Source organism: Vreelandella piezotolerans (genome assembly GCF_012427705.1).
GTDB lineage: Bacteria > Pseudomonadota > Gammaproteobacteria > Pseudomonadales > Halomonadaceae > Vreelandella > Vreelandella piezotolerans.
The window spans coordinates 3497363-3523029 of the sequence record NZ_CP048602.1; the positions used below are offsets into that span (position 1 = coordinate 3497363).

The following is a 25667-nucleotide window of genomic DNA, read 5'->3' on the forward strand; positions in this document are numbered from 1 at the left end:
AAGATGTATGACGCAATCACGACGGTTTATTGACGTCGGGCATGCCGTGGGCCATTAGGGCTAAATCGGCACCTTGTGGGTCGACACCACCTCCCGCAGCCCCATGAACGAACGAATCTGACGCACGCCGGGCAGGTAGAGCAACTGCTCGGCGTGTAGCCGGTTGAAGCTTTGGCTGTCCCTGGTGCGCACCAGCATGAAGTAGTCGAACTCCCCAGTAACCACGTGGCACTCCATGCAGCCCGACACTTTTTGAGCCGCCGCCTCGAACGCCGCGAAGGATTCTGGCGTCGAGCGGTCCAGCACCACGCCAATCAACACCACCATGCCGGCCTGCAGGGGCTCCGGGTTCAGGTGGGCCACGATTCGGCTGATCACCCCGTCCCGCTTGAGCTTTTCGACACGCCGCAAACAGGCCGCAGGGCTGAGGTTCACCTGCTCGGCCAGCGCCACATTGGAAAGCGTCGCATCCTCCTGAAGCAGCTTGAGAATACGCTTGTCGATACGATCCAGCTCACCGCCCATGGCATGGGGCTCCAAGGCCCCTCCCGCTCGTTTGGCACACATTATTATTTACTCAAAGAATAAATTTACGAATTAATCAAACCTATAAACGCAATCAGACAATCCATTGTTGTTTATAAAGCCCTTGTTTCGCAACCCGCCTGAATACACTAACGCCTAATATAAACCTCAGGGAGCACGCCAACGTTCCAACCACCGTTACCCAGCGATCCTTGTCTATCGCGTTGATTGCCAATGCAGGAGCTTGCCATGAACCTTGAACGCTACCCCCGTTATCCACTGACGTTCGGCCCCTCCCCGATCACACCTCTCAAACGGCTGAGCGCCCATCTGGGCGGCGAGGTCGAGCTGTATGCCAAGCGCGAGGACTGCAACAGCGGCCTGGCTTTCGGCGGCAACAAGACCCGCAAACTGGAGTACCTCATCCCCGAAGCGCTGGAGCAGGGCTGCGATACGCTGGTGTCGATTGGCGGAATCCAGTCCAACCAGACGCGTCAGGTGGCTGCCGTCGCGGCGCACCTGGGTATGAAGTGCGTCCTCGTTCAGGAGAACTGGGTGAACTACTCCGATGCGGTGTATGACCGGGTCGGCAATATCGAGATGTCGCGCATCATGGGGGCCGACGTTCGCCTGGACGCCGCCGGTTTCGATATCGGCATTCGCCCTAGCTGGGAGCAGGCCATGGAGGATGTGCGCCAGCAGGGCGGCAAACCATTCCCCATTCCCGCGGGCTGTTCCGAACACCCCTACGGCGGTTTGGGCTTCGTCGGCTTTGCCGAAGAGGTGCGCCAGCAGGAGAAAGAGCTGGGCTTCACCTTCGACTACATCGTGGTGTGCTCGGTGACCGGCAGCACCCAGGCCGGGATGGTGGTCGGCTTTGCCGCCGATGGCCGCGCCCAGCGGGTGATTGGCATCGACGCCTCGGCCAAGCCCGAGCAAACCCGTGCGCAGATCCTGCGGATTGCTCGCCACACCGCCGAGCTAGTCGAACTGGAAGGCGGCATTGCCGATGACGACGTGATCCTGGACACCCGCTATGGCGGCCCTGAATACGGCCTGCCCAATGACGGCACGCTAGAGGCCATTCGCCTTTGCGCCCGCCTGGAAGGGGTGCTCACCGACCCGGTGTACGAAGGCAAATCCATGCACGGCATGATCGATAGGGTGCGCAACGGAGAATTCCCGGCGGGCTCCAAGGTGCTGTATGCCCACCTGGGCGGCGTGCCCGCTCTCAATGCCTACAGCTTCCTGTTCCGCAACGGCTAATCAGGCCAAGCGTCGCTGATCCGTGCCACGGCCCGAGCAGCCGACTGCTCGGGCCATTGGGCTTGACGCTACTGCCCCCTCTGTATGCAGAGAACAAGACTTACCCTTCTCGGAAGGCTTCGGCCACCCGTTCGGCTAACACCTCACTGGCACTACCAACACCTGGACGCTTCACCAGCGCTACCTGGTAATCGCCTAGTGGAGGCAGCGATTCGTTGTGGAGACGCTTGAGCGGCGAGCGAACCAGGCTTTTGGGGAAAGCCGTCACGGCCAAGTCAGCCAGCATGGCGGCCTCCTGCCCAGCACAATGGTCGCAGGAGTAAGCAATTCGGTACGCGATACCCGCTTGATCGAGGGCATCGAGAGTAATTCTTCGCCACGCACACCCCTGTTGCGCTAGCGTCACCGGCAGTGGCGAGCGCTGTACGGCAACGCCATCCTCACGGCCCGCCCACACCAGCGGTTCGCTATGGACGATCTCTCCTCGTCCAGCCTGGCCAGGCCCCCCAGCCATCACGAGGGCGAGATCAAGTTCGCCCTCGTCCAGCCTGACGAGCAGGTCTTTGCTGCGCCCCACCTCTACATCGACCTGCACCGCTGGGTGCGAGCGGGCAAACTGAGCCAACACAGTCGGCAGGATACGACCTACCACATCGTCGGTGAGCCCCAACCCCACGCGCCCCTCGATGGTAGGCGCTAGAAACTGGGTGACCGCTTCCGCATTGAGTTTAAGCAGTCGACGGCTATAGCCCAGCAGCACTTCTCCCTCGGTCGTCAAGCGTACGTGCCGCGCTTCGCGTACAAAGAGCGTCTGGCCAAGCGTCTCCTCCAAGCGTTTAATCTGCATACTCACGGCGGAAGGCGTGCGACATAGCTGTTGGGCGGCGCGGGTAAAGCTGCCACTTTCCGCAATCGTTACAAAGGTGCGCAACACCTCGCTATCCAATAGCGGCAAGGCGACCCGACTGGGTGGCAGGGTAGAGAGTTGGCTCATCACGCTAACCTTTCAGAAAAACTTAACCCTCAGTGTAAATCTTTTCGTTTGATTGATCCAAGGCAAAGCGCCAAGCTTCTAGCCAGAGGTCGCGACCCTCCTACTTACTCATCACAGTTCACACCTCCCCAGTCGTTGGGGAGGTACCGCTTTGGATAAAGCGAAAGTAACGATGGAGGTGCGCGATGACGTTTGAAACCCCTTGCCAACATGCCCAGCACGCTTGGGAGAAAGCTAGCCGCTTGGCACCACCGCCCAAGCCACCCCAGTTGCCGTTTTACATGCCGGCCATGCCATCAATGCGACTGATCCGTGTCATCGATATGGCTTGGTGGCGCTGTCGGCGGCGCTGGCTGTTCCGCAGGCATATAGTGCCACTACTGAAATACGACGATCAGATACTGCGCGATATTGGCCATCGCCGAGAAGACATCCTCTGGGCCAACCAGCTGCCATTAAAGGTCGATGCCCTACAGGCGTTAAAGGCTCGGCAGAAAAAATGTCATATCCTGCACCGCTAACCTCAGAAAGGCGTCGCCCTTAGGACGGCAGAGGAGTTTCTTCTTATCTCCAAAAACTATGCAAAACCATCACAATCATTAGACTCTACATAAACACCATTGAGCCAATGAGGTGCCATGATGGTTTTGCCCCTTCCTCCTCGTATAACCCTGGCTGCGCTTTCCCAACTGGCCAAGCCGCTGCCCGACGTTGAGCTGCACGGAATTGATGTGGGCTGGTATATCGTGCGCCTGCACCGCGATGACTCGGTCAGCCTATTAGTCGATTCTCAGGGCGACACGAAGCGTTTTAGTGGTACCCAGTGGGTAAGCCGCACGCTGGCACCGCTGGGTTTCACCCACGGAATTCTTACTTGGGCCGATGCAGCCGATGAGATGATCGGCCACCCTACGCAACCTGTTTCTGCCCAACAGCGGCTTCAGCATGGCGTACGCGTGGCCTTTGTAACTCGGCACTGACACGTTCCCGTTTCACCTGGGCGACTAGAGGGACCTGGTCATGAGGGTAAAAAAGCCCGCATGGCTTTCAACTGCGGCTGCCGATAAGATTCATAGTGAGCCATCGAGCGCTTTCAAGTAGTTGTGTTAAAAATTAATGACCAAAGGATGGACTCTATGCGCGATGAAGAGAAATACACCAACACCGAGGAGCAGCTTCTCTATCTTCAAAAATTGCTCGACGAGGAAGATACGGTTGCCCTGAACGAGCTGTTCAATGAGCTCGATATTTTAGCGATTGCGCGCACCCTTGAGTCTTTTCCTGCCAAAACCCGTGACCGGCTGTGGGAGTACATTCCAGAAGCGATGCTCGGCGAAGTACTTGCCGAAGTCGACGAGGACATTCGCGCCGATTACATCGAAGACCTGACCGCCAGCGACGTCGAGCAAATCGTTAAAGGCTTGGATGCTCAGGAAGTCGCCGAAGTCCTCGATGTCGCCGATGAAGAAATCAAAACCACCGTCTACGCCAGCCTGGACCAGGAGATTCGCGCTCAGGTCGAGAACCTCTATACCTATGAAGAGGACATGGTCGGCCGTTACATGGACCCAGAGACGGTCAACGTAAAGCAGGGCGTGTCGTTGGAAGCCGTGCAGCGCTACATCCGGATTCACCATCTGCTAGACGACGACTCGCAGCAGATCATGATCACCGACAAGGACAAGCGCCTACTGGGCACCCTGACGCTGATCGACTTGGTCAAACAGCCCCAGGAGAGTACCGTCGACGCGTTTATGGACGATGCGCCCTACTCGCTGAATGACCAAATGAAGGTCAGCGACGCCGCCGCCCTGTTGCGCTCCAAAGAGCTGCCCTTCGTGCCGGTGTGCAACAGCGACGGGCTGCTGGTCGGCCAGCTGAACGCCGCCGACGTGCTGGAAATCACCCAGGACGACGCCGACATGACGTTGAAGCACATGTCGGGCGTGAGCGACGAAGAAGAGGTGTTCACCCCCATTCTACGCAGTGCCAAGAGCCGCGGCATTTGGCTGGGCATCAACCTGCTCACCGCCTTCCTCGCCGCCTTCGTCATCGGCCAGTTCGAAGCGGTGCTGGATCAAATCGTCGCCCTGGCCATCCTTATGCCTGTCGTCGCCAGCATGGGCGGCATTGCCGGTAGCCAAACCCTGACCGTGGTCATTCGCGGCTTGGCGCTCGGCCAAATTGCCGGTAACAACAAACAGTGGCTCTACAACAAGGAGCTGTGGGTCGGCATGAGCAACGGCCTGGTATGGGCCCTGGTAGTAGGCGGCATTTCCTATCTGTGGTTTAGCGACCCGCTGATTACCCTGGTCATTACCCTGGCAATCTTCATTAACATGAGCCTCGCCAACCTCTCCGGCGTGCTCATTCCGCTGGTGCTGAAACGCTTACAAATCGACCCCGCCCTCTCCGGCGCGGTGATTCTGACGACGGTCACGGATGTGGTGGGTTTTCTGTCATTCTTAGGGCTGGCGACGGTGATCATTTTGTGATCAACGCGATGACAAGGCGCCCCACCTTTCTATTCGCCCGCTAACATTTATCTAATGCTATCCTGTGCTGCCCCGCTCCTGCGGGGCTTTTTTGTGGCAGCTGTTTTCAATCACCCTATTTTCATCACCCTTTGAGGCCTCCATGCTCCCGGACTACTCCCTTATCGCCTGGCTGTTGATCGTTTTTTCGGTGTATTTCACCGGCGTCTCCAAGGGGGGCTTTGCGGGTGGCTTTGGCACGCTCTCGGTACCGCTGATGGCGCTGGCGATTAGCCCCACCCAGGCGGCCGGGCTGCTGCTCCCGCTGCTGCTGGTGATGGATGTCTTTGCGGTCAAGGCGTGGTGGGGCAAGCACGACCGGGCGGAAGTGTGGCGCTTCGTGCCGGGGCTGTTCATTGGCGTGGTGGTGGGTACGCTGCTGTTTGGCAGCCTGAGCGAGCAGGGCGTGCGCATGGCCCTGGGCATTCTGTCGGTGGTTTTCGCCGCTTACATGCTGCTCAAGCCGGTGGCGAAAAAGCCCATTTCCCACCAATGGGCGCTGCCCGCCGCTAGCGTGTGCGGCTTTACCAGCTTCATCGCCCACGCGGGCGCGCCGCCGATGAACATGTACCTGATGCCGCGCAAACTCACCAAAGAAACCTTCATTGCCACTTGCACGGTGACCTATGCGGTAGTGAACACCATCAAGCTCGGACCGTACATGTGGCTAGGCGAGGTCAACATGACCAGCGCCTGGGCCTCGCTGCTGCTGGTGCCCGTGGCGTGGATCGGCGTACGTAACGGTCTTTGGCTACAGAGTCGCGTCAATGAAAAGCTGTTTTACCGTCTGGTGATCATCGCCATGTTCATAGTGGGGATCAACTTGGTGTGGGAGGCGCTCTAGTTGAGAGAGCAAGAAGGCGGCGCAACTACAGCGCCACCATCACCAGCCCCGCCAGCATCACCAAGGTGCCGAGTGTTTTAGCGGTGGAGGTAGGCTCTTTCAACCACAGCACGCCCATCAACACGCCCACCGGAATCGAGAGCTGGCGCAGCGCGACCACGTAGCTCACTTCATCGGTCATCGCCATGGCCATCAATACAAGCCCGTAGGTGCAGGTCATCATCAGCCCGGTCGTCACTAACACGGGCAGGCCCTGCTGGCGAAGTACCGGCAGGCGGCGGCGCTCGGCAGGCAGCAGGGCCAGCAGCGGCACTGCCCAAGTCAGCGTCATCACCGCTTGCAGCACCATAAAGACGGCTCCGGCGGTGAGCCCGCTGTGACCCGCGCTCTGCATCAGGCCCAAGGCCTGCTTATCGATGAGCGAATAGCCCACCGTGCCCGCCGCCGCCAGCAGCGCGAATCCCATGGCGGGCGTGACATAGGTGGACACCCGACGCGCCTCCGGGTGGCTGAGCGGCAGACAGAGCGCGCCCAAGACCACCAGTGCCATCCCCAGGCCATCCCAGGCATCCAGCACGCGGCTACCTAGTAACGCAATGGAGACCAGCGGCACCAGCACGACGGGCAACGCCCTGGCGATGGGGTAGAGCACGCTCACCTCCCCCCGTGCATAGGCCCAAGCCAAGCCGCCCATATAGAGCATCTGACATAGCCCCGAGAGTGCCAGCCACCCCCAAAATGCGCCTGGAAGCGCCAGCAGCGATGGTCCTAGTACCACTAGCGGCAGCATCACGACGCCGCCAGCGCCATAGGCCAGCACGAACGCCCCCAGCGAGGGCGTGTTGCGTTTGCCCAGCACGTTCCACCCGGCATGCATACACACCGAGACCAGTACCAGGGCGAGGGCCGCTGGACTCATGTGGTCGCCTTGACAACGACAGTACCTATGAAACGACCATCATGTTTTAGCAAGACTGGAGTATTCACTATTAACGGAGCTAGATAAGCGGTCATTACTAAAAGAGAATGCCCGCCAGTCTAAGCGTCGCCACCCTTCTACGCTAGCCACCTCGGCCAAGACCGGGTCGGGGTTGACCGCCACGGCGCAATCCACGTACTGCAACAGCGGCAAGTCGTTGCGCGAGTCGGAATAGAACGTGGTGTGGCTCGGCGTGATGGTGTGCTCCGCCAGCCACTGCTGAAAGCGGATCACCTTGCCGCCTCGGTACGAAAGCACGCCTTGGCTGCTCCCGGTGTAAACTCGACCCTCTTCGGACATAGTGATCTCCGGCTCCACCGCCAGCACGTGCTCGATGCCGAGCACTGTCGCGATGGGCGCCACCAAGTGGCGAGAGGAGGCGGAGATCAGTATCAAGGTATCGCCCGCTTTTCGATGGCTTTCTAGGCAGCGCCACGCTTGATCGAAAATACGCGGCTGCAAATGAGTAGCGACGAAGCGCTCGACTTCCTTTTCCACCTCAGCCACTCGCCGCCCCTTCAGGGGTGCCAGCGTCATGGCCAGGTACTCGTCTAGCTTGAGCTTGCCCGCATGGTAGGCCTGCTGCATCTGTTCGGCGCGTGTCATGAAGCGTTCCGCGTCGGTGACCCATCCTTGCTCGATCATCCATAAATTCCAGCGGTCGCTGCAGTCTCCGTCCAGGAGCGTGTCATCAAGGTCAAACAGGGCCAGGCGCATGGGAACTCCTATCGTCGCGGTTTGGCGCGCGTAGGGTATGCCAAGCATGATGACAGTAAGATGACGAACGTGCGCCTAGCGACTCAGCCAGGTTTGGGCGAAGCGATCGGCTGGCAGCGGCTTGCCGAAAAAGTAACCTTGCGCCTGATTACAGCCCATCTCGGCCAGAAGCGCCGCTTGGGCGGCACTCTCGACACCTTCGGCAAGGGTTTTCATGTCCAGCGTGTTGGCCATGGCAATGATCGTCTGCACGATGGCCCGATCGTGGTGGTTATCGAGCATTTCGCGCACGAACGAGATATCGATTTTTAGCGCGTCGGCGGCAAAGCGGCGCAGATAAGAGAGCGAGGAGTACCCGGTGCCGAAGTCGTCAATGAACAACGCATAGCCTGCCTGACGCATGGCCTGGGTAATGATGACCGCCTGATCCGGGTCGCGCATGAAATCGCTCTCGGTCAGCTCAATGGCAATCGCGCTGGGCGAGACGCTGGAGGTGAGTGCGGCAATATGAGTCGTTAGTCGCGGGTCGGCAAACTGCTGCGCGGAGATATTGATCGACAGCCGCCCCGGAAGCGGTGTGCCCGCTGCTTGCCAAGCGCTCAACTGACGCGCGGCCTCTTCCAGCACCCAGTCACCGAGTAAACGAATCAGCCCGCGCTCCTCGGCTAGGGGGATGAACTCCCCAGGGCTGACCCACCCCCACTCTGGGTCGTGCCAGCGGCACAGCGCCTCTGCACCGGTCAGCGCTTTCGTGTCTAAATCCACCTGGGGCTGGAAGTAGAGCTCTAGCCGCTGCTCTAAAATCGCCATGTGCAGCCGCTCGGTCATCCATTGGCGGCGTTCCAGCGTATGGCGCATGGCTTGCGTGTAGGGGGAGATATTGGTTTCACGCTTTTTGGCGTGATGTAGTGCAATACTGGCCGCATTGAACAGCTCGCTGGTGTTGGCCACATCGCCTGGGTAGCGCGCAAAACCAATGCTTACGTCCAAATTGAAGACGCGGTGCTCTAGACGAATCGGCCGTCTCACCAAGCTGCAAAGCTGCTTGACAAGCTCATCCAGCGCTGCGCGTTCGACGCGCGGTAACAGCAGCGCGAACTCATCCCCCGATAGCCTCGCACAGTGCAGGTTGGCTATATCCAAGTGGCGCAAACGCGCCGCCACCGTTGCCAGCAGTTGATCACCGACTTGATGTCCGTGCAGGTCGTTGACCTCTTTGAAGCGGCGCAAATCCAACAGCAGCAGCGCCAGCGGCGACGCCTGCTGCTCGGCCCGCTCGCCTATATCACGCAAGAGATCCATGAACTGCACCCGGTTGGGCAAGCCGGTCGTGCTGTCGGTGTAGGCCAACTGGTGCATGTGGCGGTGGTCGCGGCGTCGCTCGAGCTCGGCAGCAGCCCCCGTGGAGAGAATCTGCAGCACGGAGGTAGCAAAGGCATTGGTGGTTAACGGCGTTTGGTAAAACACCATCATCACCCCAATGGCTTCCCCTTTGGCGTTATCCAAGCGGCGTCCGATCCAGGCTTGCGCGTTCATCGTGGCGCCCGGCAGGCTAAACCGCTGCCCCTGCTGTACGACGCTCTCTTGTTCGAGCACCACGCGTTCGACGGGCGTGCCGCGCAGCAAGAAGGTGTGGTTTTTACGGGTCTGGCCAGCGACGACCAGACTCACGGTATGCCCCGTAGTGGCAGGCAACAGATTATTGGGATGAGAATGGCCCTGTGGTGCAGGCGGCACCGGTTGGTCCAACAGAGCGATGAATCCCGCATCGGCTTCCAACAGCGTGGTCAGCGTGGCAATGAGTTGCTGAAAGTAATCGTCGCCCACCCTAGAAGTGACGGTCGAGGCCACTTGAACCACCGCCTGCTGTACCCGCTGCGCCTCTTGCTGGTCGGTCACATCCGTAATGAAGCCTTCCAAGCAGAGTACCTCGCCTTGATTGGAAAAGACGGCCTGCCCTTGCTCCCACATCCAGCGCTCGCTACCGTCGCGGTGCCGAATGCGAAACGTCACGCGATAAGGACGGCGCTGGCGAATCGCAGCCGCTACCTCTTGCGCCAGCCGCGCTTGATCATCTGCGTGCACCAGGCTGGCAAAGGTCGTCACTCGGCTGTTTTCCAACTCTTCCGGCCGATAGCCGGTCAGCGCTTCGGCACCTTGGCTGACGAGCAGCATGGTCCAGTCATGATCGTTCAGGCAGCGGTAGGCCATGCCGGGCAGGTGATCGAGCAAGGTGTTCAGCCGTCGCTCGCTCTCTTTGGCGGCGGCCTCGCTTTTGCGTAGCGCGTTTTCTGCTTGACGCCTGCCTAGCTCAGCACCCGCTTGTGCGGCGGCAATTCGCAACACTTCGTTTTCTAGTCCATCGAACGCCATGGGGCGATTGCTCAGCACCGCTAGCAGACCGATGGCCGCCCCATCCGGCCCAAATAGCGGCAGGCCCATGTAGCTATCGGCACCGAGCTGGCGCAAAAGATCGTCTTCAGGAAAGCGGGATTGTACGTCGCAGGCGTAAAGGCATGGTTCATGGCCAACCACGGTCTCGCAAGGCGTGCCTGCCAAGGGGTAGGTGATATTGGCTTGTAAACCATTGCTTGACCAAACGGCCAGGGTTTCCGCTATATTGGCATCAGTGACGACCGCGATCAACGCATGATCGACGGCCAGTAAACGAGCAAGCTGTTCCACCAGGGAGGCAAAGAAGTTGGGCTGACTGCTACGCCCCACCCCTTCTGCTAGCTGGCGAAAAATCTCTGCTGCTTCTTTTCGTGTGTGCATCGTTGCACTCGCTTATGTCGTTATAGAGCAGCTAAGCTTTGCCACTGTTTTAACAAAGCACGGCGACGTTTGCACCATAAACAGCTACCTTTTGGAAGACGCCGATCGCGCCAAGCGGTATCGGCCAACCTGACAATATGATAAAAAAAACGATCGTTATTCAACTGACTGCCTACTTCGCTGCACGGCATTGAGGAGACACTATGACGGGGCCTACTGCCGTCAGCGAAACGCTTTATACCTCGCTGGCCAACCAGCTTCCCAGCTTTCTCAGCAACGCTTTGCTGCAGTGCAAGCGGCTACCGTCTTTGCCGGCGGTGGCGCTCAACGTGCTGGAGATCACCCGCACCTCGGATGCCACCTTGAGCGATTATGCACGCGCCATCGAGCACGACCCGGCCCTGACGGCACGGGTGATGAGCGTGGCCAATAGCGTGCACTATCTGCGCGCCGCCCAGCCGCCTCATACGTGTTTCGAAGCCACCCAGCGTATGGGGCTAGATGTCACGCTGGCCACGGTGCTGAGTTTTTGCCTGTTCGAAAATGACCACTCGGCACGCGGCCGCCAGCACTTCTGGCGGCGAGCCATTACCTCAGCCGTTGCCGCGAGTTATCTCGCGCAACAGCTCTGCCCTCACCAAGCGGGCAGCGTGTTTACAGCAGCACTACTGCAGGACATTGGCATCCTGGCGCTACAAACCGCCTACCCCAACGACGCTGAGCGGCTATACGGGACCGAGCAGGCCTCTCATGGCCATACCCAGCAGGTCGAAAAACGCTACTTTGGCTGCGACCACGCGCTGATCGGCGCTTGGTTACTCGCGAAATGGGGCGCTCATGACGATTTGATTCGCGCCATCCAGCGCAGCCACGAAGGGCTCGAGACCGACAATCCCTCGGTTCTCTGCCTGCGCGTCTCGGGTGCACTTGCCGATGCTTGGTTATCGGCCGATCCCGCCCAAGCATTAGCGGGCGTAATGCGTCAGCTTCGAACGTTGGCCACCGCTGACGAGTGGGCCCTTGCCGGGCTTTTGGCACACCTCGAATACACTCTGCCGCCCTTGATGGAGACTCTGGGGCTAAGCCAACCCGTCTCGATCGATAGCGTTAGGCTGTTACAAGAGGCTCAGCAGCTGCTGTACGAGCATACGCTGTCGCTTAGCGCCCGTCTGGACGCTCAGCAAAAGGCGCGGGATGCGCTGCTCGACGATTACGCCCAGCTAGAGCAGCGCAGCCGGATCGATCCGCTGACCCAACTGGCCAATCGCGCGTGGCTAGAGGAACAGCTGCGAGAGCGCTTCCACCTTTGCCTATCGACCAAGCGAACCATGTCGGTGGTGTTCATTGACCTCGATCACTTCAAAGTGCTCAACGACCGTTTCGGTCATCAGGCAGGCGACGAGGTACTGGCCCGCTTTGGTAAGATGCTCGCCTCGCTGGTGCGCGTGGGCGATCTAGCGGGCCGCTATGGTGGCGAAGAGTTCCTGGTGATTCTGCCGGATGAAAATGCCGAAGGCGCAAAACGCTTTGCCGAACGCATTACTCGGCGCTTGCAGGAGCGGCCCATGGCGCGGATCGAACAAGAGCCGCTCTATGTCTCGGTATCGATTGGCGTGGCGTGTTTGACCGACGGCGGTTTTGGTAATGAACGCGAGCTGATCGATGCCGCCGACCAGAGCATGTACTTCATCAAGCGCTCTGGCCGGGGCGGGGTGTCGGTCTATGGTCAATGACTCGGCCAATTAGCCGGTCATGGCGTAAGGCAGGTAAAGCGCAATGCTGGGGAAGAGATGCATCAGCGCAATGGCCAGCATCATCAGTAAAAAGAACGGCAGCGTCGCTTTGGTGATGGTCAGAATATCCTTACCGGTCAAGCCTTGAATCACGAATAGGTTAAACCCGACCGGCGGTGTGATTTGCGACATTTCGACCACGATCACCAAATAGATGCCGAACCAGATCAGATCGAAGCCCGCCGCGCTCACCACCGGCATGATAATGGCCGTCACCAGCAGAATCAGCGAAATACCGTCCAAGAAGCAGCCCATGATGAGCAGCAGCAGCGTGAGTGCCACCAGCAGCATGGTGGGCGATAGTCCCATCTCGCCAATGGCCTGAGCCAGCTTCATGGGCACTTGAGTAAAGCCCATGGCCGAGGTCAAGAACGATGCACCGGCAATGATGAAGGCGATCATGCAGGCCGTGCGCACTGCCGCAAAGAGAGAGTCGGTAAAAATCGACCGGTCGAAGTGACCATTGAACCGAGCAATGATCATCGATAGCACCACGCCCACCGCAGCCGCCTCCGTTGGCGAAGCCAGCCCGCCGTAAATCGATACGATGATGCCGCCAATCAGCAGCAAAATAGGCACCAGCGCCCAGGTATTGCGCAGCTTTTCAGCGATGCTCATATCCGATTCGTCGGCACCCGTCAGGCCAGCACGGTTGCCTTTGAGCAGCGCCCACAGCACCAAATACGTCATGAACATGGCCAAGATCATCAGGCCGGGGCCAATGCCCGCCATGAAGAGCCGCGAGATCGACTGCTCGGTGACCACGCCATACACGATCAGCACGATCGAGGGGGGTATCAACAAGCCCAGTGTGGACGCGCTGGCCAGCGTGCCAATCGCCATGTTGCTGTCGTAGCCGCGGCGTTCGAGCTCCGGCAGGGTCATTTTACCCACCGTGGCACAGGTGGCGGCTGACGAGCCACATACCGCTGCGAACATGCCACTGCCAATGATGTTGGTATGCAGCAGGCGGCCCGGCAGACGGTTGAGCCACGGCGACAGCCCGCGAAACATGTTGTCCGCTAGCCCCGAACGGAACAGAATTTCGCCCATCCAGATGAACATGGGCAGCGCCGTTAAGTCCCAGCCGTAGCTGGCGCCCCAAAAATCAGAGGCCAAAATGGGGCCTGGATCGAAAGGGCTAAAAAATTGTAGAGCAATCCATGCGGTGCCGATGAGCGCAAAGGCAATCCACACCCCGCTGCCCAACAGCACCACGAGGGTCACAATAGTCGCTAAACTGAGTAGTAGCACGAGGGTATCTCCCGAGTCGCCGCTTAGTGCGCGTCGTTATCGTCGATGGACATGGCTTCACGGAAGCTTGACGGGTCTCGCAGGGCAATACGCCCAGCCATCCATAGCGCCTCCAGCAGCGCCAGGGCCAGAAGACCAACGCCAACGGCCAGCACCACTTGCGGGATCCACAGAGGAATCGACAAGAAGCCCGACGACACATCGTTGTATTCCAGGCTCTCCCTCGCCAAACCGATCAAGCCATCGGTCAGCAGCACGCTGATGACCAGCGCAATCAGCAGACCAAACACCTCGAACCACACGCGCACCGCCGACGGCAGGCGTGAAATGAGCAGCGTGACCCGTATATGGGCGTGATGTACGAAGGTGTAAGCCAGACCCAGAAACGTCGCGCCGACCAATAAATAGGCGGCCATTTCCGAGACGCCGGTGATACTGATGCCGAGTCGACTAAGGCCCACCAGCACCAACAGAGCATCCACCAAACGGAAAGTGACTTGCAGCGCAATGAGCGCACAAATGGCCACCATGCACGCTGCTGCGCCCCAGGCACCCAGGCGGTAGAGTTTGTCGAATTTAAACGTCATGTTCGCAGTCTCACAGAGCGCGTAGGGAAAGGGGCAGCCCGCGGGCTGCCCCAGGCGTTACCGTGGCAACGAAGGGTTAGTTGCCACGCTGGGCGCGGTAGGCTTCCAGTGCCGCTTTGGCTTCGTCATCGGCGCGGGACTGCCAATCGGCGAACAGCTCGTCACCCGCCGCTTGCAGCGCAGCAGCTACCTCAGCGTTGGGTTCGGACACGCTGATGCCGTTCTCTTGCAGCGCCGAGAGGCTCTCGTCATTGTTCTCACGGCTCATTTGCCAGCCGCGCTCTTCGGCACGGGCCGCCGCTTCCATCAGCGCTTCTTGAGTCGCTTCGTCAAGACGATCGAAGCTACGCTGGCTGATGAAAACGATGTTCTTCGGCAGCCACAAGTTGGCATCGGTGTAGTCGGTGACGTAGTCCCAAGCGGCCATGGAGTTGCCGGTAGAGCTCGACGTAATCATCGCGTCGACGCGGCCGGTGCTAAAGGCCGTGGGGATATCCGACTCTTCGGTTTCGGTGGGGCTACCGCCTAGGTTATCGACGAAGCGCTGGGTGTTGATGTTCGGCGCGCGCACGCGAAGCCCCTCGAACTGGGCCGGATCCGTCAGCGGTTCCGCCGTATAGATGCCCTGAGCAGGCCAGGCAACGGCATACAGCGGAATCAGCCCTTCATAGGCGAACAGCTCGGTAATCATCGGCTTAGTCGCTTCCCACAGCGCGTAGGCGTCATCGTAGCTACCGGCCACACCGGGCAGCGTATCGACTTCAAAAATCGGGTCGTCGTTAGAGAGAATGGAGAGGAACACCTCACCGGCGTCGATGGTGCCGCGACGTACAGACGGTTTGATTTCACCGTGGGATACTAGCGAGCCACCGCTGTGAACGGTAATGGTGAGCTCGCCGTCCGTGGCTTCCGCCACATCTTCCGCGAACTGCTTGGTGTTTTGGGTGTGGAAGCTGGCATCCCCGTAGGGCGTGGCCATGGTCCACTCGGCGGCTTGAGCCGTGGCGGCAGCGGCAAGGCTGCACGCCGTGGCAAGAAGCAGGGGGGTCGCAATGCGAGTACGCATAGGTAAAGTCCTCTTATTCATAGGGATGGAGGTGCTGCACAGGGGTGGAGGAGGCGGCGTTAGGGGTCACCCAACGCCCGGTAAAACACGTGTTAGTAATCTCGTTATGCTTTTCAGTGGCATACTCACGCGCGCACTCTTGGGCCAATCGGCCCACGCCGCGACAAAAGCGCGGATGATTGGCGCTGCGCCAAATCACATCATAGTGCATGGCGGGTAACGGCGCGGGGAGCGCCAGACGATACAGCTCGCCCCGTCGCCACTCGTCCAGCACGGTAGCGACCGGCAGCGCGCCGATGCCTAATCCCTCGGTCGTCAAGCGAACGATGGTCATCAGCGTGCTCACGCTATGAATACGTGGCTGCGCCACCCCCTGGGCGGCGAGGTAGCTCACCAGCTCCTCATAAGGGCGCGCCAGCTTGCCAAAAGAAATGAACGGCAGCGTGGTGCACCAGGCGTGGGGGCGTTCGCTAAGTCGCTGGGCGTGGCGTGGCGAGACGAACATGCCCATCTCGTAAGGGCTGAGCGTCTCTTGGTCGATCTGCTCCGGGGGCAGGTAGCCGTTCATGGCCAGCAGGATATCCAGCTCATTGCCGGTCAAACGCTCATTGAGCGCGGGCGAGTAGTCGACGGTCAGTTCGATGATCAGCTTGGGATAGCGCTCGGTGAGGCGCTGCATAAAGCGCGGAAACCAGCTATGGGCGATGGTTTCGATGGTGCCCAGACGTAGCGGCGCCGAAAAATCCTCTTCGCTGTCGAACAATTTCAGGGCTTCATCGCGCTGAGCCAGCATGCGTTCGGCATGGAGAAAGAACTCTCGGCCACGCATGGTGGGCTGAATCGGTCGCGCCGAGCGTTCGAGCAGCAGCTCGCCCACCGTGCTCTCTAATCGAGAAATACGCTCCGACACCGAGGGTTGAGTGATGTGTAACCTGGCGGCCGCTTTACGGAAAGAGCCAAGTTTCACCGCCCACACAAAGGCATCGAGTTCCTTAAAATCCAGCATCGTCTCACCAGCCTGTCAAAAACGCACTCGGGCAAAGCACCCCAGTAGGCGCATTCACCACGCCGCCCACCGTTGGTAACCCAGGTGAAGCGTCGCTATGCAGATGTATATGCAACCTGCCGTGCTGGGCACAGGCAAGCTGTCGCGGGGCTGGCAACCGCATGTGGCACTCCTCAGACATCACCCTTTCCTAGCCATTGTTATAGGTAGCGCAAACGCGCGACATCCGGCGGATCAGGGCGTCTCTTTTGTAATCTTTTTTGAGTCGCTTTCAATAGTTGATAATCGTATCACGCTCTAGCGTCAACTATTTTTCCACTAAATAACAGCATGATAGGAACAGCCGATACTCAATATCGCTAAAAACGATTGGCACTTGGAACGCGCTCTCCATATATTATTTTTGCGCTAACAACACCATAAATAGGCTCACTAATACATCATCACTATGAGCAAATAGACTGTCTCATTTGGCTAATGAATAGCGATATCAATTACTAACAACACACAACCCGGCAGGAGACGTTATGGCGATTCCGCTGCTTAACTGCGATATGGGCGAAAGTTTCGGTAACTGGTCGATTGGCTTGGACGCTGAGGTCATGCCCCACGTTGACTGTGCCAACATTGCCTGCGGCTACCACGCATCCGACCCCCATGTGATGCGCAAGACAGTGAAGCTTGCTGTTCAGCACGGCGTAAAAATCGGTGCCCATCCCGGTTACCCCGATTTAATGGGCTTTGGCCGCCGCTCCATGGCCTGCTCGCCTGCCGAAGTGGAAGACATGATGCTCTACCAAATCGGCGCCCTGGCAGGCATTTGCCAAGCAGAAGGCACCGCACTGAGCTACGTCAAACCCCACGGGGCAATGTACAACGACATGGCAGCCGATGTGGCACTACTGGAAGGCGCCATGCGCGCCGTGAAGGCGTTCGATGACCGCCTGCCGCTGATGGTGATGGCCACCGCCGATCCAGCGCCGCATCGTCAGCTAGCGGAAAAAATGGGCATCACCCTCTGGTTTGAAACCTTCGCGGACCGCGCGTATGAGGCCACCGGGCACTTAGCCTCACGCCGCCTGCCGGGGGCCGTGCACCACGACCAAGCCACCATCGTCGCCCAAGCCGTCGCCTTGGCCAAAGGTGAGACTCTCACCGCCCGCGATGGCAGCGCCCTGCAGTTACCCTGCGATACGCTGTGTGTACATGGCGATAATCCCGAATCCGTGGCTGCCGTGCGCGCCATTCGCGAGGCCTTTACGGCGTTGGAGTCCGCGTGAAACTGCGCTTAGAAACGGCGGCGATGGACGCCCTAACGGTGCGCTTGTTCGACGCCATCGATGAAACCAATATGGCGTGGATCATGGCCGCCGACGAGGCGCTGCGGCGCGCTTTCGATCACGCGCTCATCGACCTGATCCCGTCATACACCACCCTGCTGGTGCATTACGACTGCCAAAAGCTCACCTTTGCCCAGGCCACGACCCTCGTACGCAGTGCCCTACGCAATTTAGCCCCTGCCGACTCCCAGCAGGGCCAGCTCCACGAAATTCCCGTATGGTACGACGAGCGCGTTGGCCCCGAATTGCCCATCGTTGCCCAGCGCGCCGGCCTCAGCGTCGAGGCGCTGATTGAGCGCCACTGCAGCCACGACTACTGCGTGTTTGCACTGGGCTTTGCCCCTGGCTACGGCTTTATGGGCTTGGTGGATGAGGCGATTGCCGCGCCGCGTTTGAAAACGCCCCGCCGCCGTGTCGCGGCGGGCAGCGTCGGCATTGCCGACCGACAAACGGCCATCTACCCGCTGCTTTCACCGGGCGGCTGGAACATTCTGGGTAGAACCGCCGTGCCGCTGTTCGAACACGCCAAACGCGGCGAGCCGCTGCTGCGCCCGGGCGATAAAGTGCGCTTCAAGGCGATATCCCAATCCGAATTCGAAGCGGCCGGGGGCGACACCACCCCGCTGGAGGAGCGCTCATGAGCCGTCCTACCCTGACCGTCAAGCAAGCCGGACCGCTGGCACTGATTCAAGATGCGGGCCGCTTCGGCGTCGGCCACTTAGGCGTGACGCAAGGCGGTGCCGCCGACTGGATCGCCTTCCGCTGGGCCAACTGGCTTTTGGGCAACTCGCTGGAGAGCGCCGCGCTGGAAATCGTCATGGGCGGCAACCTGACGCTGGTAGCCAATAGCGACGTGCGCCTCGCCCTGGCAGGTGCCGACCTTGCCGCCACACTGGACGACCAACCGCTGGCGCCCAACGCCAGCTTTATGATGCAAGCGGGCCAAACGCTGGTCTTTCGCCAGCCGAAAAAGGGCCTACGCGCGTACCTCGCCTTCCCGGGCGGGCTGGATGCGCCAACCGTGCTGGGCAGCCAAGCCTGCACGGCAAGGGAGCAAATCGGCGGCCTGCACGAAGATGGCAAACCGCTTAAAACCGGCGACCAGCTCACCTGGAAAGGCAGCAGCGCCACGCCGCGTCAGTTACCGCAAGGCACCCAGATCCCTCTTGAGGCAGAAGACACCGTGCTGGACATGGTGCTGGGCTCCCAGGCCGCGCACTTTGCCGGACGCAGCCTGTTTGACGCCTTCAACCAGCCATGGACCGTGGATCAACGTGCCGACCGCATGGGTATTCGGCTCACCGGCAAAGCGCTGAACAGCCGCCTAGACGGCATCGTTTCTGAAGGGATTCCGCTAGGGGCCGTGCAGATTCCTCCCGACGGCCAGCCGATCATCCTGATGAACGACCGCCAAACCATCGGCGGCTACCCGCGCCTGGGTGCTTTGACCCCCATAGCCTGCGCCCGCCTCGCCCAGTGTTTGCCGGGTACCAAGGTGCGTTTGCAGCCGATCAGTGCGACCCATGCGCAGGCGGCGTATCGAGCGCAGTTACGGCAGTGGCAGTAGGCTGAAAAGCCCCTCATCAGGGGCTTTTAGCGCTAAGGGGCCTAAGGAGTCGACTGCTTGGTCGTTGAATTACTGGCAGAGCGGCGCTTGTGACCCAGCTCTTCCTCGATGGCGGCAAAAAAGGCATCGGTAGAGGCTGGATGAGGCTGGGTCGCAAGGCTAACGCCCACAAACAGCACACTCGCGACCACAATGCCCCATACACCGGCAGGCAGGCCCAGCAGTGAATTGCCGGTGGCATACATCAGCAGCACAAAGGCGCTGGTGCCCACCACGCTGGCCAATGCTCCGGCGCCTGTTCCTCGTTTCCAATAGAAAGCACCGATCAGTGCAGGCACCATGGCCACCAAGCCCGAGGAGGCGGCCACCGATAGCACTGCAATGAGATCGAGCTGTAGCTCAGCGAAGGCGAGCGCCATGAGTGCAATGACCGGTATGACGAGCTTTCCGACTTGGAGTTGGCGCTTTTCATTCACGTTCGGCTTGAGGTTGGCGTAAACATCGCGTGAGACCATGGAGGCCAGCGTCAGCATGATCGAGTCGATGGTGGAAACGGCGGCCGCCATGATGCCGATCATCACGATCACGCCCAAGACGGGTGGCACGAACTCTGAGCCCAGTAGCGTAGGCGTGGCTAAATCGGCGCGTTCTAGACTTGGGAAAGCGGCCAAGGCGGAGAATCCCCACAGCACAGAGACCAAGGTATAGATAAAACCGAACACCAAAAAGCCGATAAGCATGTGGCGCATGGAACGCAGCGACGAAGGCATGAACAGCCGCTGGCTGACCTGCGGGTTGGAGAGACTAAAGAAGAACCAGGGAATGGTGAGCCCTAAAAACGTCACAAAGCTGAACAGCCCCGGGCCGGGTACCGTGAGTGACTGCGGATGCTCCGTTGCCAGCGTATCGAAGAGAGCGCCGAAACCACCCAAGCCCTGGATCACTAGGAAAGCCACCAGGGTCGAGGCGACGATCATCATGATGGCCTGCAGCGAGTCGGTCCACATGACGGAACGGATACCCGCGATATAGGAGAAGAAGATGGCGATCGCGGTGGCCAGCACCACGCCGGTGGTAAATGTGATCGCGCCATCGGTAATCCCCTGCAACAGGTAACCCACACCCGCAAGTTGAACCGCTGAGTAAGGAATCAAGAAGATACAGCTGGCAACGGACACGGCCATGGCCACATGTTGGCTGTTATAGCGGTGGCCGAGCATCTCGCTGGGCGTGACAAAGCCAAATGCCTTGCCGACGGCCCAAAACTTGGGTCCGAAAATGGCCACGAGGGAAACACCGGCAAAATAGATGATTTCAAAGCCGAGTGCGCCAACGCCGCCCGCATAGGTCAGGCCTGCCAAGCCCACCATCATGAAAGCACTATAGGTCGTGGCACTGTAACTCAGCGCCGAGACGAAACCGTTCATTTGCCGATTGCCCAGAAAGTAACCGGACATGCTTTCCGTGTGTCCTTTCGTCGTGGGACGACGCGACAGCACCGCAATGCCGAGAGCAATCAACAGGTAAAGCGCAATGCCTCCCCAAATGAGCGTCTCAGTCATCACTATGTTCCTTGAAACCTTGAGTGATCAACACATTCAGGGCGATGATGACCAACCCCGCCACGGTCCAGAACAAAAAGCTGCCGTACCACCGCGACACGTCGCTCAACAGCGTGTAAGGCACTACATAGCTCGATAAGACAACGGCCCATACGAGCCATATCCATTTACTGCGTTTCATCGTCGATCTCATGTTGTTACATCAAAGGGAAGCAAACGCTACTGTAGCAAAGCTGACGAACCAGCGATGCCTAAGTACGCATACAAAAAAGGCACCCGACTGGGTGCCTTAGAGAGTGCGACGCACGATTGTTGACTTACGACGCGACGTCGAAACGATCGGCGTTCATCACTTTGGTCCAGGCGGCGACGAAGTCATTGACGAACTTCTCACCGTTATCGTCCTGGGCATACACTTCTGCGTATGAGCGCAGCAGCGAGTTGGAACCGAACACCAGATCCACGCGCGAGGCGGTCCACTTCACGGCCCCGGTCTTGCGATCACGGATCTCGTAAGCGTTGCTACCCACCGGCTTCCACGTGTTGCCCATATCGGTCAGGTTGACGAAGAAGTCGTTGGTCAACTGACCTTCGCGGTCGGTGAAAACGCCGTGCTTGGTGCCACCATAGTTGGTGCCCAGTACGCGCATACCGCCCAGCAGCACGGTCATTTCCGGCCCCGTCAAGCCCATCAGCTGCGCACGATCCAGCAGCATCTCTTCAGGCTTCACCACGTACTCTTTCTTCTGCCAGTTGCGGAAGCCATCGGCCAGCGGCTCCAGTGGCGCGAAGGAGTCCGCGTCGGTCATCTCGGCGGTCGCGTCGCCACGGCCTTTCAAGAAGGGCACGCGCACGTCATAACCCGCTGCTTTCGCAGCTTTCTCGATACCGACGCTACCGGCCAGTACGATCACGTCCGCCACGCTAGCGCCGGTATCGGCAGAGATCTGCTCGTAGACGCTCAGTACCTTGGCCAGGCGCTCCGGCTCGTTGCCCTGCCAATCCTTCTGCGGCGCTAAACGGATACGGGCACCGTTGGCACCACCGCGCATGTCGGAGCCACGATAGGTACGGGCGCTGTCCCAAGCGGTAGAGACCATGTCGCTGATGCTCAGACCGCTTTCCGCGATTTTCTGCTTGATGACTTCTTCGCAGTAGTCAGTGCTGCCTGCCGGGATAGGGTCTTGCCAAATCAGGTCTTCTGCTGGCACTTCCGGGCCGATGTAGCGCGCTTTAGGGCCAAGGTCACGGTGGGTCAGCTTGAACCACGCTTTCGCGAAGGTTTTCTTGAAGTACTCCGGGTCGGCCATGAATTTTTCGCAGATGGCGCGATAGGTTGGATCCATCTTCATCGCCATGTCCGCATCGGTCATGATCGGGTTGTGGCGAATCGCGGGGTCGCTGGCGTCGACCGGCTTGTCTTCTTCTTTGATGTCGATCGGTTCCCACTGGTGGGCACCGGCGGGGCTTTTTCTCAGTTCCCACTCGTAGCCGAACAGCAGGTCAAAGTAGCCCATGTCGAACTTCGTGGGGTTGGTGGTCCACGCACCTTCGATGCCCGAGGTCACGGCGTTGCTCGCCTTGCCCTGCATGTTGGGGTTGCCCCAGCCAAAGCCCTGGTTTTCAACGTCAGAGGCTTCTGGCTCAGCGGCCAACGCAGAGGCATCGCCATTACCGTGACACTTACCGACGGTGTGGCCACCAGCGGTCAGAGCCGCCGTCTCTTCGTCGTTCATCGCCATACGGGCGAAGGTTTCACGCACCTGCTGAGCGGTTTTCAGCGGGTCCGGCTGACCGTTGACGCCTTCCGGGTTCACATAGATGAGACCCATCTGAACGGCAGCCAGCGGGTTTTCCATGGTTTCGGGCTTATTCACGTCGCCGTAGCGCTCGTCAGAGGGCGCAAGCCACTCTTTTTCATTGCCCCAGTAAATGTCTTTCTCGGGCTCCCAAATATCGGCGCGACCGAAGGAGAAGCCGTAAGAGGGCAGTCCCATGGACTCATAAGCCACGGTACCGGCCAGAATCATCAGGTCCGCCCAGCTGATCTTGTTGCCGTACTTTTTCTTGATCGGCCACAGCAGACGACGCGCTTTGTCCAGGCTGACGTTATCCGGCCAGGAGTTGAGCGGTGCAAAACGCTGGGCACCGGTGCCGCCACCACCACGGCCGTCGGCAATACGGTAGGTGCCTGCGGAGTGCCAAGCCATGCGGATCATCAAACCGCCGTAGTGCCCCCAGTCAGCGGGCCACCACTCTTGGCTGTCGGTCATCAGCGCGTGGACGTCTTTCTTCAACGCGTCGAAGTCGAGCTTGCGGACTTCTTCGCGGTAATTGAAATCGGGATCCATCGGGTCTGATTTGCGATCTTGCTGATGCAAAATATCCAGGTTCAACCCTTCCGGCCACCAATCTTTGTTAGAGGTACCGGTTGAGGTGTTACCGCCGTGCATGACAGGACATTTACCGCTCATAGTTCTCTCCCTTATTGCTCTTGGCCTTGGAGATACCAAGGGAACAAATGCAGTGCACCTCCGCACTAGGCTGGACGTTAAACGCGACCATCACTAGCACCGGCGTGCGTTATTCACATGCCACAGTTTTAAAGCACCTTTGCAATAGCCACAATTTGCATTTTACGACCAATGTAATAGCTCTCGGCTATTGGAAATATCCTCCCTCTTGTCGATAGAGCTTTATGCTGACGCGCCTTTCGAGCATAGCGCGACTTTAATGAACGCGTATGTCGAATATCCGCAGGGCGTGTTGCCTTGTTGCACCCATGCCGTATGGTATAAACGCTATACTTTCCTACCACAAAATCAAATATCGATATAATGAATTCAGCCGACCTGGGCATTACCGTGACTAGACACGCCAGCCACAGCACTTCTCTTGATGTGCTTGCGCAGAGTAATCCCTCATGCTGACGGCTAGACGTTCCGCACATGGCTTTACCCTGCTGGAACTTTTGGTGGCCCTGGCGCTATTCGCTACGCTGGCCACCATTGCGATACCCAATTTTGCTAGGATCATTCAAGAAAACCGCGTCGTGACGACCACCAACGACTATAAAATTGCGCTGAGCTTTGCCCGTAGTGAAGCCGTGCGACGCAATCAGTCCGTCGACTTACTCCCCGTGGCCGAAGGTTGGGATAACGGCTGGGAAGTACAGGCCGATGAGGTGGTGCTACGTCGCTGGGCGCAGGAGGTAGACGACATTACGATTGCGAATGCGCCCGAGCGTTTTACGTTCAACAGTCAAGGGCGCCTGGTGTCGGCAGCCTTTGCTTCCCAGCGCGTCTCCGTCACGCTGAATGAGATAGGGCGCTGCGTGCGTATCGAGCCGAGCGGCATTTCCCGAGTACTCACTAATCGTCAAGCCTGCGACTAATTCATTAGCGAGCCACGCCATGCCAACACGACAACGGGGTATCTCACTGCTGGAGTCATTGATTGCGCTGCTGGTGCTGTCGATTGGCCTATTGGGTGTGCTTGGCTTGCAAACCCAGTCGCTGGTGCATAACCGTGCTGCCTATTTCGAGACTCAGGCCACCAACATGGCCCAGGACATGCTGGATCGCATTCGCGCCAACCGTGAGAAAGCAGCCGACTATGCGCTCACGTTAGGCGGAGAGGTCGACGGCAGCGGATTGCCCGCGACTGATCAAGCCGAGTGGGTCGCGGATGTGAGTACCATGTTCCCTGGCGGCGTAGGCGGCATCGAGATCGACAATCGGCGTATTAGCGTCACCGTGCGATGGGAGGACGCCACGTCGCCCAACGATATTCGGCAAGTACAATTAGCGTCGGAGCTATAGCGTGGGCAGAGGCAAACCTCGAACGACTCAAGCAGGCTTTACGCTGGTGGAGCTGTTAGTCGCCATGGTCATTGGGCTACTGGTCATGGCTGGGGCAACCCAACTCTTCATCTCCTCTCAGCAAAGCTACCGTTTTCAAACCGCACTGGCCGACATGCAGGACACTGGCCGCTTCGCGCTGGATACGATGGCCCGCGAGCTACGTCAGGTGGACTATAGCGGTGGCTGTGCGCTACCACAGACGACCGTCCATCTGCGCAATATGGCCGATGCCAGCAGCCTCCCCTTACCGTTGCAAGCATGGGACACACCCAACAACCATGATTTTACGGCCAGCTTGGTCACCCCCCTCGACGAGCAGCATGTGCTCGCGTTTCGTGGCGGTCTCCTTGCCCGGACGGGGTTTATCGATACGTCGTTGGAAATTGCCGCGATCGATAGCAGCCAACGACTCACCTTGAATCGAGAGACCGATACCGCCTTTCATCAACGATTGGTGCTGCTTCAGGGCCTGCTGAATTGCGATATTTTCTATAACACCACGAGTGACGCCCGCACCCTGCAGAAAAGCGCGGCAGCAGGCTGGCAGGGCAACGTCGACCCCAGCGAAAGCGAATGGGGAGAGGCGAGCGATATTACCTATGCTGCGGGCCAAACCGTATCGCTGAGCGCCTTGAACAGCGCCCTTTACTACATTGGCCGAGATGCCAATAACGCGAATGTGCCCTCGTTGATGCGCTTGGATGTGAGCCAAACGACGCCTCGTAATGAGGTCGTGGCCAGCCATGTGGTGGCGATGCGAACGTCCTTTCTGATCGACGGCGCCTACATACCACCCGACGAGATCGATGAGGCAGAGTGGCCCAATGTCAGGGCGGCGCGCATCACGCTCATCGTACAAAGTGACCGTCCCAATCTACGGAATGCCGACACCACGCTGGCGATCGGCAATTTTCGAGGAGACAACGCTTTCACCGGCGGCAACGGACGGATTTATCAAGCCTTCACGACGACCATCGCTTTGAGGAATCGTTAGC

The 25667-nt window shown here is 59.1% G+C and carries 25 protein-coding genes; 12 read left to right on the plus strand and 13 right to left on the minus strand.

Going from position 1 to position 25667, the window contains the following annotated elements:
- Positions 1-60: 60 nt before the first annotated feature.
- A complete protein-coding gene (locus tag GYM47_RS16020) occupies positions 61-540 on the minus strand; it encodes an Lrp/AsnC family transcriptional regulator (RefSeq protein WP_231125584.1) in 480 nt (159 codons plus the stop codon).
- A gap of 234 nt (positions 541-774) precedes the next feature.
- Between GYM47_RS16020 and GYM47_RS16025 the strand changes: the two genes are divergently transcribed.
- The gene (locus tag GYM47_RS16025; protein WP_153842957.1) at positions 775-1791 is read left to right on the plus strand and encodes a 1-aminocyclopropane-1-carboxylate deaminase; all 1017 of its coding nucleotides are present in this window, start codon (positions 775-777) and stop codon (positions 1789-1791) included.
- Positions 1792-1891: 100 nt separating this feature from the next.
- On the opposite strand, the gene GYM47_RS16030 is transcribed toward GYM47_RS16025, so the two are convergent.
- A complete protein-coding gene (locus GYM47_RS16030) occupies positions 1892-2785 on the minus strand; it encodes a LysR family transcriptional regulator (protein ID WP_153842956.1) in 894 nt (297 codons plus the stop codon).
- A 185-nt stretch (positions 2786-2970) separates the two neighbouring features.
- On the opposite strand from GYM47_RS16030, the gene GYM47_RS16035 reads away from it, so the two are divergent.
- The 4 genes from GYM47_RS16035 (at position 2971) to GYM47_RS16050 (ending at position 6163) form a co-directional block, all read left to right on the plus strand.
- Positions 2971-3306, plus strand: a complete 336-nt coding sequence (locus GYM47_RS16035; RefSeq protein WP_153842955.1) for a hypothetical protein — start codon at positions 2971-2973, stop codon at positions 3304-3306.
- 117 nt (positions 3307-3423) lie between these two features.
- A complete protein-coding gene (locus GYM47_RS16040) occupies positions 3424-3765 on the plus strand; it encodes a DUF6482 family protein (protein WP_231125583.1) in 342 nt (113 codons plus the stop codon).
- A 156-nt stretch (positions 3766-3921) separates the two neighbouring features.
- Positions 3922-5280, plus strand: coding sequence for a magnesium transporter (gene mgtE, locus GYM47_RS16045; RefSeq protein ID WP_139525878.1), 1359 nt, complete (start codon positions 3922-3924; stop codon positions 5278-5280).
- A gap of 142 nt (positions 5281-5422) precedes the next feature.
- Positions 5423-6163 carry a sulfite exporter TauE/SafE family protein gene (locus GYM47_RS16050; protein ID WP_153842954.1) on the plus strand — a complete coding sequence of 247 codons (741 nt, stop codon included), beginning with the start codon at positions 5423-5425 and terminating at the stop codon, positions 6161-6163.
- A gap of 25 nt (positions 6164-6188) precedes the next feature.
- On the opposite strand, the gene GYM47_RS16055 is transcribed toward GYM47_RS16050, so the two are convergent.
- The 3 genes from GYM47_RS16055 to GYM47_RS16065 all read right to left on the minus strand — a co-directional run bounded on the left by GYM47_RS16055 (position 6189) and on the right by GYM47_RS16065 (position 10634).
- Complete coding sequence (locus tag GYM47_RS16055; RefSeq protein WP_139525880.1) at positions 6189-7082, minus strand: EamA family transporter; 894 nt, start codon at positions 7080-7082, stop codon at positions 6189-6191.
- 39 nt (positions 7083-7121) lie between these two features.
- Positions 7122-7859, minus strand: coding sequence for an HAD family hydrolase (locus GYM47_RS16060; protein WP_153842953.1), 738 nt, complete (start codon positions 7857-7859; stop codon positions 7122-7124).
- A 75-nt stretch (positions 7860-7934) separates the two neighbouring features.
- Complete coding sequence (locus GYM47_RS16065) at positions 7935-10634, minus strand: bifunctional diguanylate cyclase/phosphodiesterase (protein WP_153842952.1); 2700 nt, start codon at positions 10632-10634, stop codon at positions 7935-7937.
- A gap of 203 nt (positions 10635-10837) precedes the next feature.
- Here GYM47_RS16065 and GYM47_RS16070 point away from each other — a divergent pair, with 203 nt between their 5' ends.
- The gene (locus tag GYM47_RS16070) at positions 10838-12367 is read left to right on the plus strand and encodes a sensor domain-containing diguanylate cyclase (protein ID WP_153842951.1); all 1530 of its coding nucleotides are present in this window, start codon (positions 10838-10840) and stop codon (positions 12365-12367) included.
- Between the two features lie 9 nt (positions 12368-12376).
- Here the strand turns inward: GYM47_RS16070 and GYM47_RS16075 are convergent, their stop codons facing one another.
- From GYM47_RS16075 to GYM47_RS16095, 5 genes are all read right to left on the minus strand, one after another.
- A complete protein-coding gene (locus GYM47_RS16075; protein ID WP_139525884.1) occupies positions 12377-13681 on the minus strand; it encodes a TRAP transporter large permease in 1305 nt (434 codons plus the stop codon).
- A gap of 23 nt (positions 13682-13704) precedes the next feature.
- On the minus strand, positions 13705-14268 hold the full coding sequence (locus GYM47_RS16080; RefSeq protein WP_153842950.1) for a TRAP transporter small permease: 564 nt from the start codon (positions 14266-14268) through the stop codon (positions 13705-13707).
- 76 nt (positions 14269-14344) lie between these two features.
- Complete coding sequence (locus GYM47_RS16085) at positions 14345-15334, minus strand: TRAP transporter substrate-binding protein (RefSeq protein WP_153842949.1); 990 nt, start codon at positions 15332-15334, stop codon at positions 14345-14347.
- Between the two features lie 13 nt (positions 15335-15347).
- A complete protein-coding gene (locus GYM47_RS16090) occupies positions 15348-16340 on the minus strand; it encodes a LysR family transcriptional regulator (RefSeq protein WP_153842948.1) in 993 nt (330 codons plus the stop codon).
- 4 nt (positions 16341-16344) lie between these two features.
- Complete coding sequence (locus GYM47_RS16095) at positions 16345-16503, minus strand: hypothetical protein (RefSeq protein WP_153842947.1); 159 nt, start codon at positions 16501-16503, stop codon at positions 16345-16347.
- Between the two features lie 364 nt (positions 16504-16867).
- On the opposite strand from GYM47_RS16095, the gene GYM47_RS16100 reads away from it, so the two are divergent.
- From GYM47_RS16100 to GYM47_RS16110, 3 genes are read left to right on the plus strand one after another with little or no spacing between them, the layout of a single operon-like run.
- Positions 16868-17620 (plus strand): 5-oxoprolinase subunit PxpA, encoded by a 753-nt coding sequence (locus GYM47_RS16100; RefSeq protein WP_153842946.1) that lies wholly within the window; start codon positions 16868-16870, stop codon positions 17618-17620.
- Positions 17617-18321: a 5-oxoprolinase subunit PxpB gene (gene pxpB, locus GYM47_RS16105; RefSeq protein WP_153842945.1), complete on the plus strand. Its 705-nt coding sequence runs from the start codon at positions 17617-17619 to the stop codon at positions 18319-18321. The genes GYM47_RS16100 and pxpB overlap by 4 nt, the downstream gene beginning before the upstream one ends.
- On the plus strand, positions 18318-19247 hold the full coding sequence (locus GYM47_RS16110) for a 5-oxoprolinase subunit C family protein (protein ID WP_153842944.1): 930 nt from the start codon (positions 18318-18320) through the stop codon (positions 19245-19247). Before pxpB ends, GYM47_RS16110 begins: the two co-directional genes overlap by 4 nt.
- Positions 19248-19288: 41 nt before the next feature.
- On the opposite strand, the gene GYM47_RS16115 is transcribed toward GYM47_RS16110, so the two are convergent.
- The 3 genes from GYM47_RS16115 to katG form a co-directional block, all read right to left on the minus strand.
- Positions 19289-20809, minus strand: coding sequence for a sodium:solute symporter family protein (locus tag GYM47_RS16115; protein ID WP_153842943.1), 1521 nt, complete (start codon positions 20807-20809; stop codon positions 19289-19291).
- Positions 20802-20990, minus strand: a complete 189-nt coding sequence (locus GYM47_RS16120) for a hypothetical protein (RefSeq protein ID WP_153842942.1) — start codon at positions 20988-20990, stop codon at positions 20802-20804. The genes GYM47_RS16115 and GYM47_RS16120 overlap by 8 nt, the downstream gene beginning before the upstream one ends.
- A gap of 136 nt (positions 20991-21126) precedes the next feature.
- Entirely contained in the window at positions 21127-23283 is a 2157-nt protein-coding gene (gene katG / locus GYM47_RS16125; protein ID WP_153842941.1) for a catalase/peroxidase HPI, read from the minus strand.
- Between the two features lie 449 nt (positions 23284-23732).
- On the opposite strand from katG, the gene GYM47_RS16130 reads away from it, so the two are divergent.
- The 3 genes from GYM47_RS16130 to GYM47_RS16140 are packed head-to-tail and all read left to right on the plus strand — an operon-like array spanning position 23733 to position 25666.
- Positions 23733-24203 carry a GspH/FimT family pseudopilin gene (locus GYM47_RS16130; protein ID WP_153842940.1) on the plus strand — a complete coding sequence of 157 codons (471 nt, stop codon included), beginning with the start codon at positions 23733-23735 and terminating at the stop codon, positions 24201-24203.
- A 19-nt stretch (positions 24204-24222) separates the two neighbouring features.
- Positions 24223-24630: a type IV pilus modification protein PilV gene (pilV, locus tag GYM47_RS16135; protein WP_153842939.1), complete on the plus strand. Its 408-nt coding sequence runs from the start codon at positions 24223-24225 to the stop codon at positions 24628-24630.
- Between the two features lies 1 nt (position 24631).
- Positions 24632-25666: a PilW family protein gene (locus tag GYM47_RS16140; RefSeq protein ID WP_231125582.1), complete on the plus strand. Its 1035-nt coding sequence runs from the start codon at positions 24632-24634 to the stop codon at positions 25664-25666.
- Position 25667 lies beyond the last annotated feature (1 nt).

Excerpts from the sequence above, each read along its gene's own strand:
- GYM47_RS16025 (WP_153842957.1), top strand. The coding sequence starts at position 775 with ATGAACCTTGAACGCTACCCCCGTTATCCACTGACGTTCGGCCCCTCC.
- GYM47_RS16030 (WP_153842956.1), bottom strand. The coding sequence starts at position 2,785 with ATGAGCCAACTCTCTACCCTGCCACCCAGTCGGGTCGCCTTGCCGCTA.
- GYM47_RS16035 (WP_153842955.1), top strand. The coding sequence starts at position 2,971 with ATGACGTTTGAAACCCCTTGCCAACATGCCCAGCACGCTTGGGAGAAA.
- GYM47_RS16040 (WP_231125583.1), top strand. The coding sequence starts at position 3,424 with ATGATGGTTTTGCCCCTTCCTCCTCGTATAACCCTGGCTGCGCTTTCC.
- mgtE (WP_139525878.1), top strand. The coding sequence starts at position 3,922 with ATGCGCGATGAAGAGAAATACACCAACACCGAGGAGCAGCTTCTCTAT.
- GYM47_RS16050 (WP_153842954.1), top strand. The coding sequence starts at position 5,423 with ATGCTCCCGGACTACTCCCTTATCGCCTGGCTGTTGATCGTTTTTTCG.
- GYM47_RS16055 (WP_139525880.1), bottom strand. The coding sequence starts at position 7,082 with ATGAGTCCAGCGGCCCTCGCCCTGGTACTGGTCTCGGTGTGTATGCAT.
- GYM47_RS16060 (WP_153842953.1), bottom strand. The coding sequence starts at position 7,859 with ATGCGCCTGGCCCTGTTTGACCTTGATGACACGCTCCTGGACGGAGAC.
- GYM47_RS16065 (WP_153842952.1), bottom strand. The coding sequence starts at position 10,634 with ATGCACACACGAAAAGAAGCAGCAGAGATTTTTCGCCAGCTAGCAGAA.
- GYM47_RS16070 (WP_153842951.1), top strand. The coding sequence starts at position 10,838 with ATGACGGGGCCTACTGCCGTCAGCGAAACGCTTTATACCTCGCTGGCC.
- GYM47_RS16080 (WP_153842950.1), bottom strand. The coding sequence starts at position 14,268 with ATGACGTTTAAATTCGACAAACTCTACCGCCTGGGTGCCTGGGGCGCA.
- GYM47_RS16085 (WP_153842949.1), bottom strand. The coding sequence starts at position 15,334 with ATGCGTACTCGCATTGCGACCCCCCTGCTTCTTGCCACGGCGTGCAGC.
- GYM47_RS16090 (WP_153842948.1), bottom strand. The coding sequence starts at position 16,340 with ATGCTGGATTTTAAGGAACTCGATGCCTTTGTGTGGGCGGTGAAACTT.
- GYM47_RS16095 (WP_153842947.1), bottom strand. The coding sequence starts at position 16,503 with ATGCGGTTGCCAGCCCCGCGACAGCTTGCCTGTGCCCAGCACGGCAGG.
- GYM47_RS16100 (WP_153842946.1), top strand. The coding sequence starts at position 16,868 with ATGGCGATTCCGCTGCTTAACTGCGATATGGGCGAAAGTTTCGGTAAC.
- GYM47_RS16110 (WP_153842944.1), top strand. The coding sequence starts at position 18,318 with ATGAGCCGTCCTACCCTGACCGTCAAGCAAGCCGGACCGCTGGCACTG.
- GYM47_RS16115 (WP_153842943.1), bottom strand. The coding sequence starts at position 20,809 with ATGACTGAGACGCTCATTTGGGGAGGCATTGCGCTTTACCTGTTGATT.
- GYM47_RS16120 (WP_153842942.1), bottom strand. The coding sequence starts at position 20,990 with ATGAAACGCAGTAAATGGATATGGCTCGTATGGGCCGTTGTCTTATCG.
- katG (WP_153842941.1), bottom strand. The coding sequence starts at position 23,283 with ATGAGCGGTAAATGTCCTGTCATGCACGGCGGTAACACCTCAACCGGT.
- GYM47_RS16130 (WP_153842940.1), top strand. The coding sequence starts at position 23,733 with ATGCTGACGGCTAGACGTTCCGCACATGGCTTTACCCTGCTGGAACTT.
- pilV (WP_153842939.1), top strand. The coding sequence starts at position 24,223 with ATGCCAACACGACAACGGGGTATCTCACTGCTGGAGTCATTGATTGCG.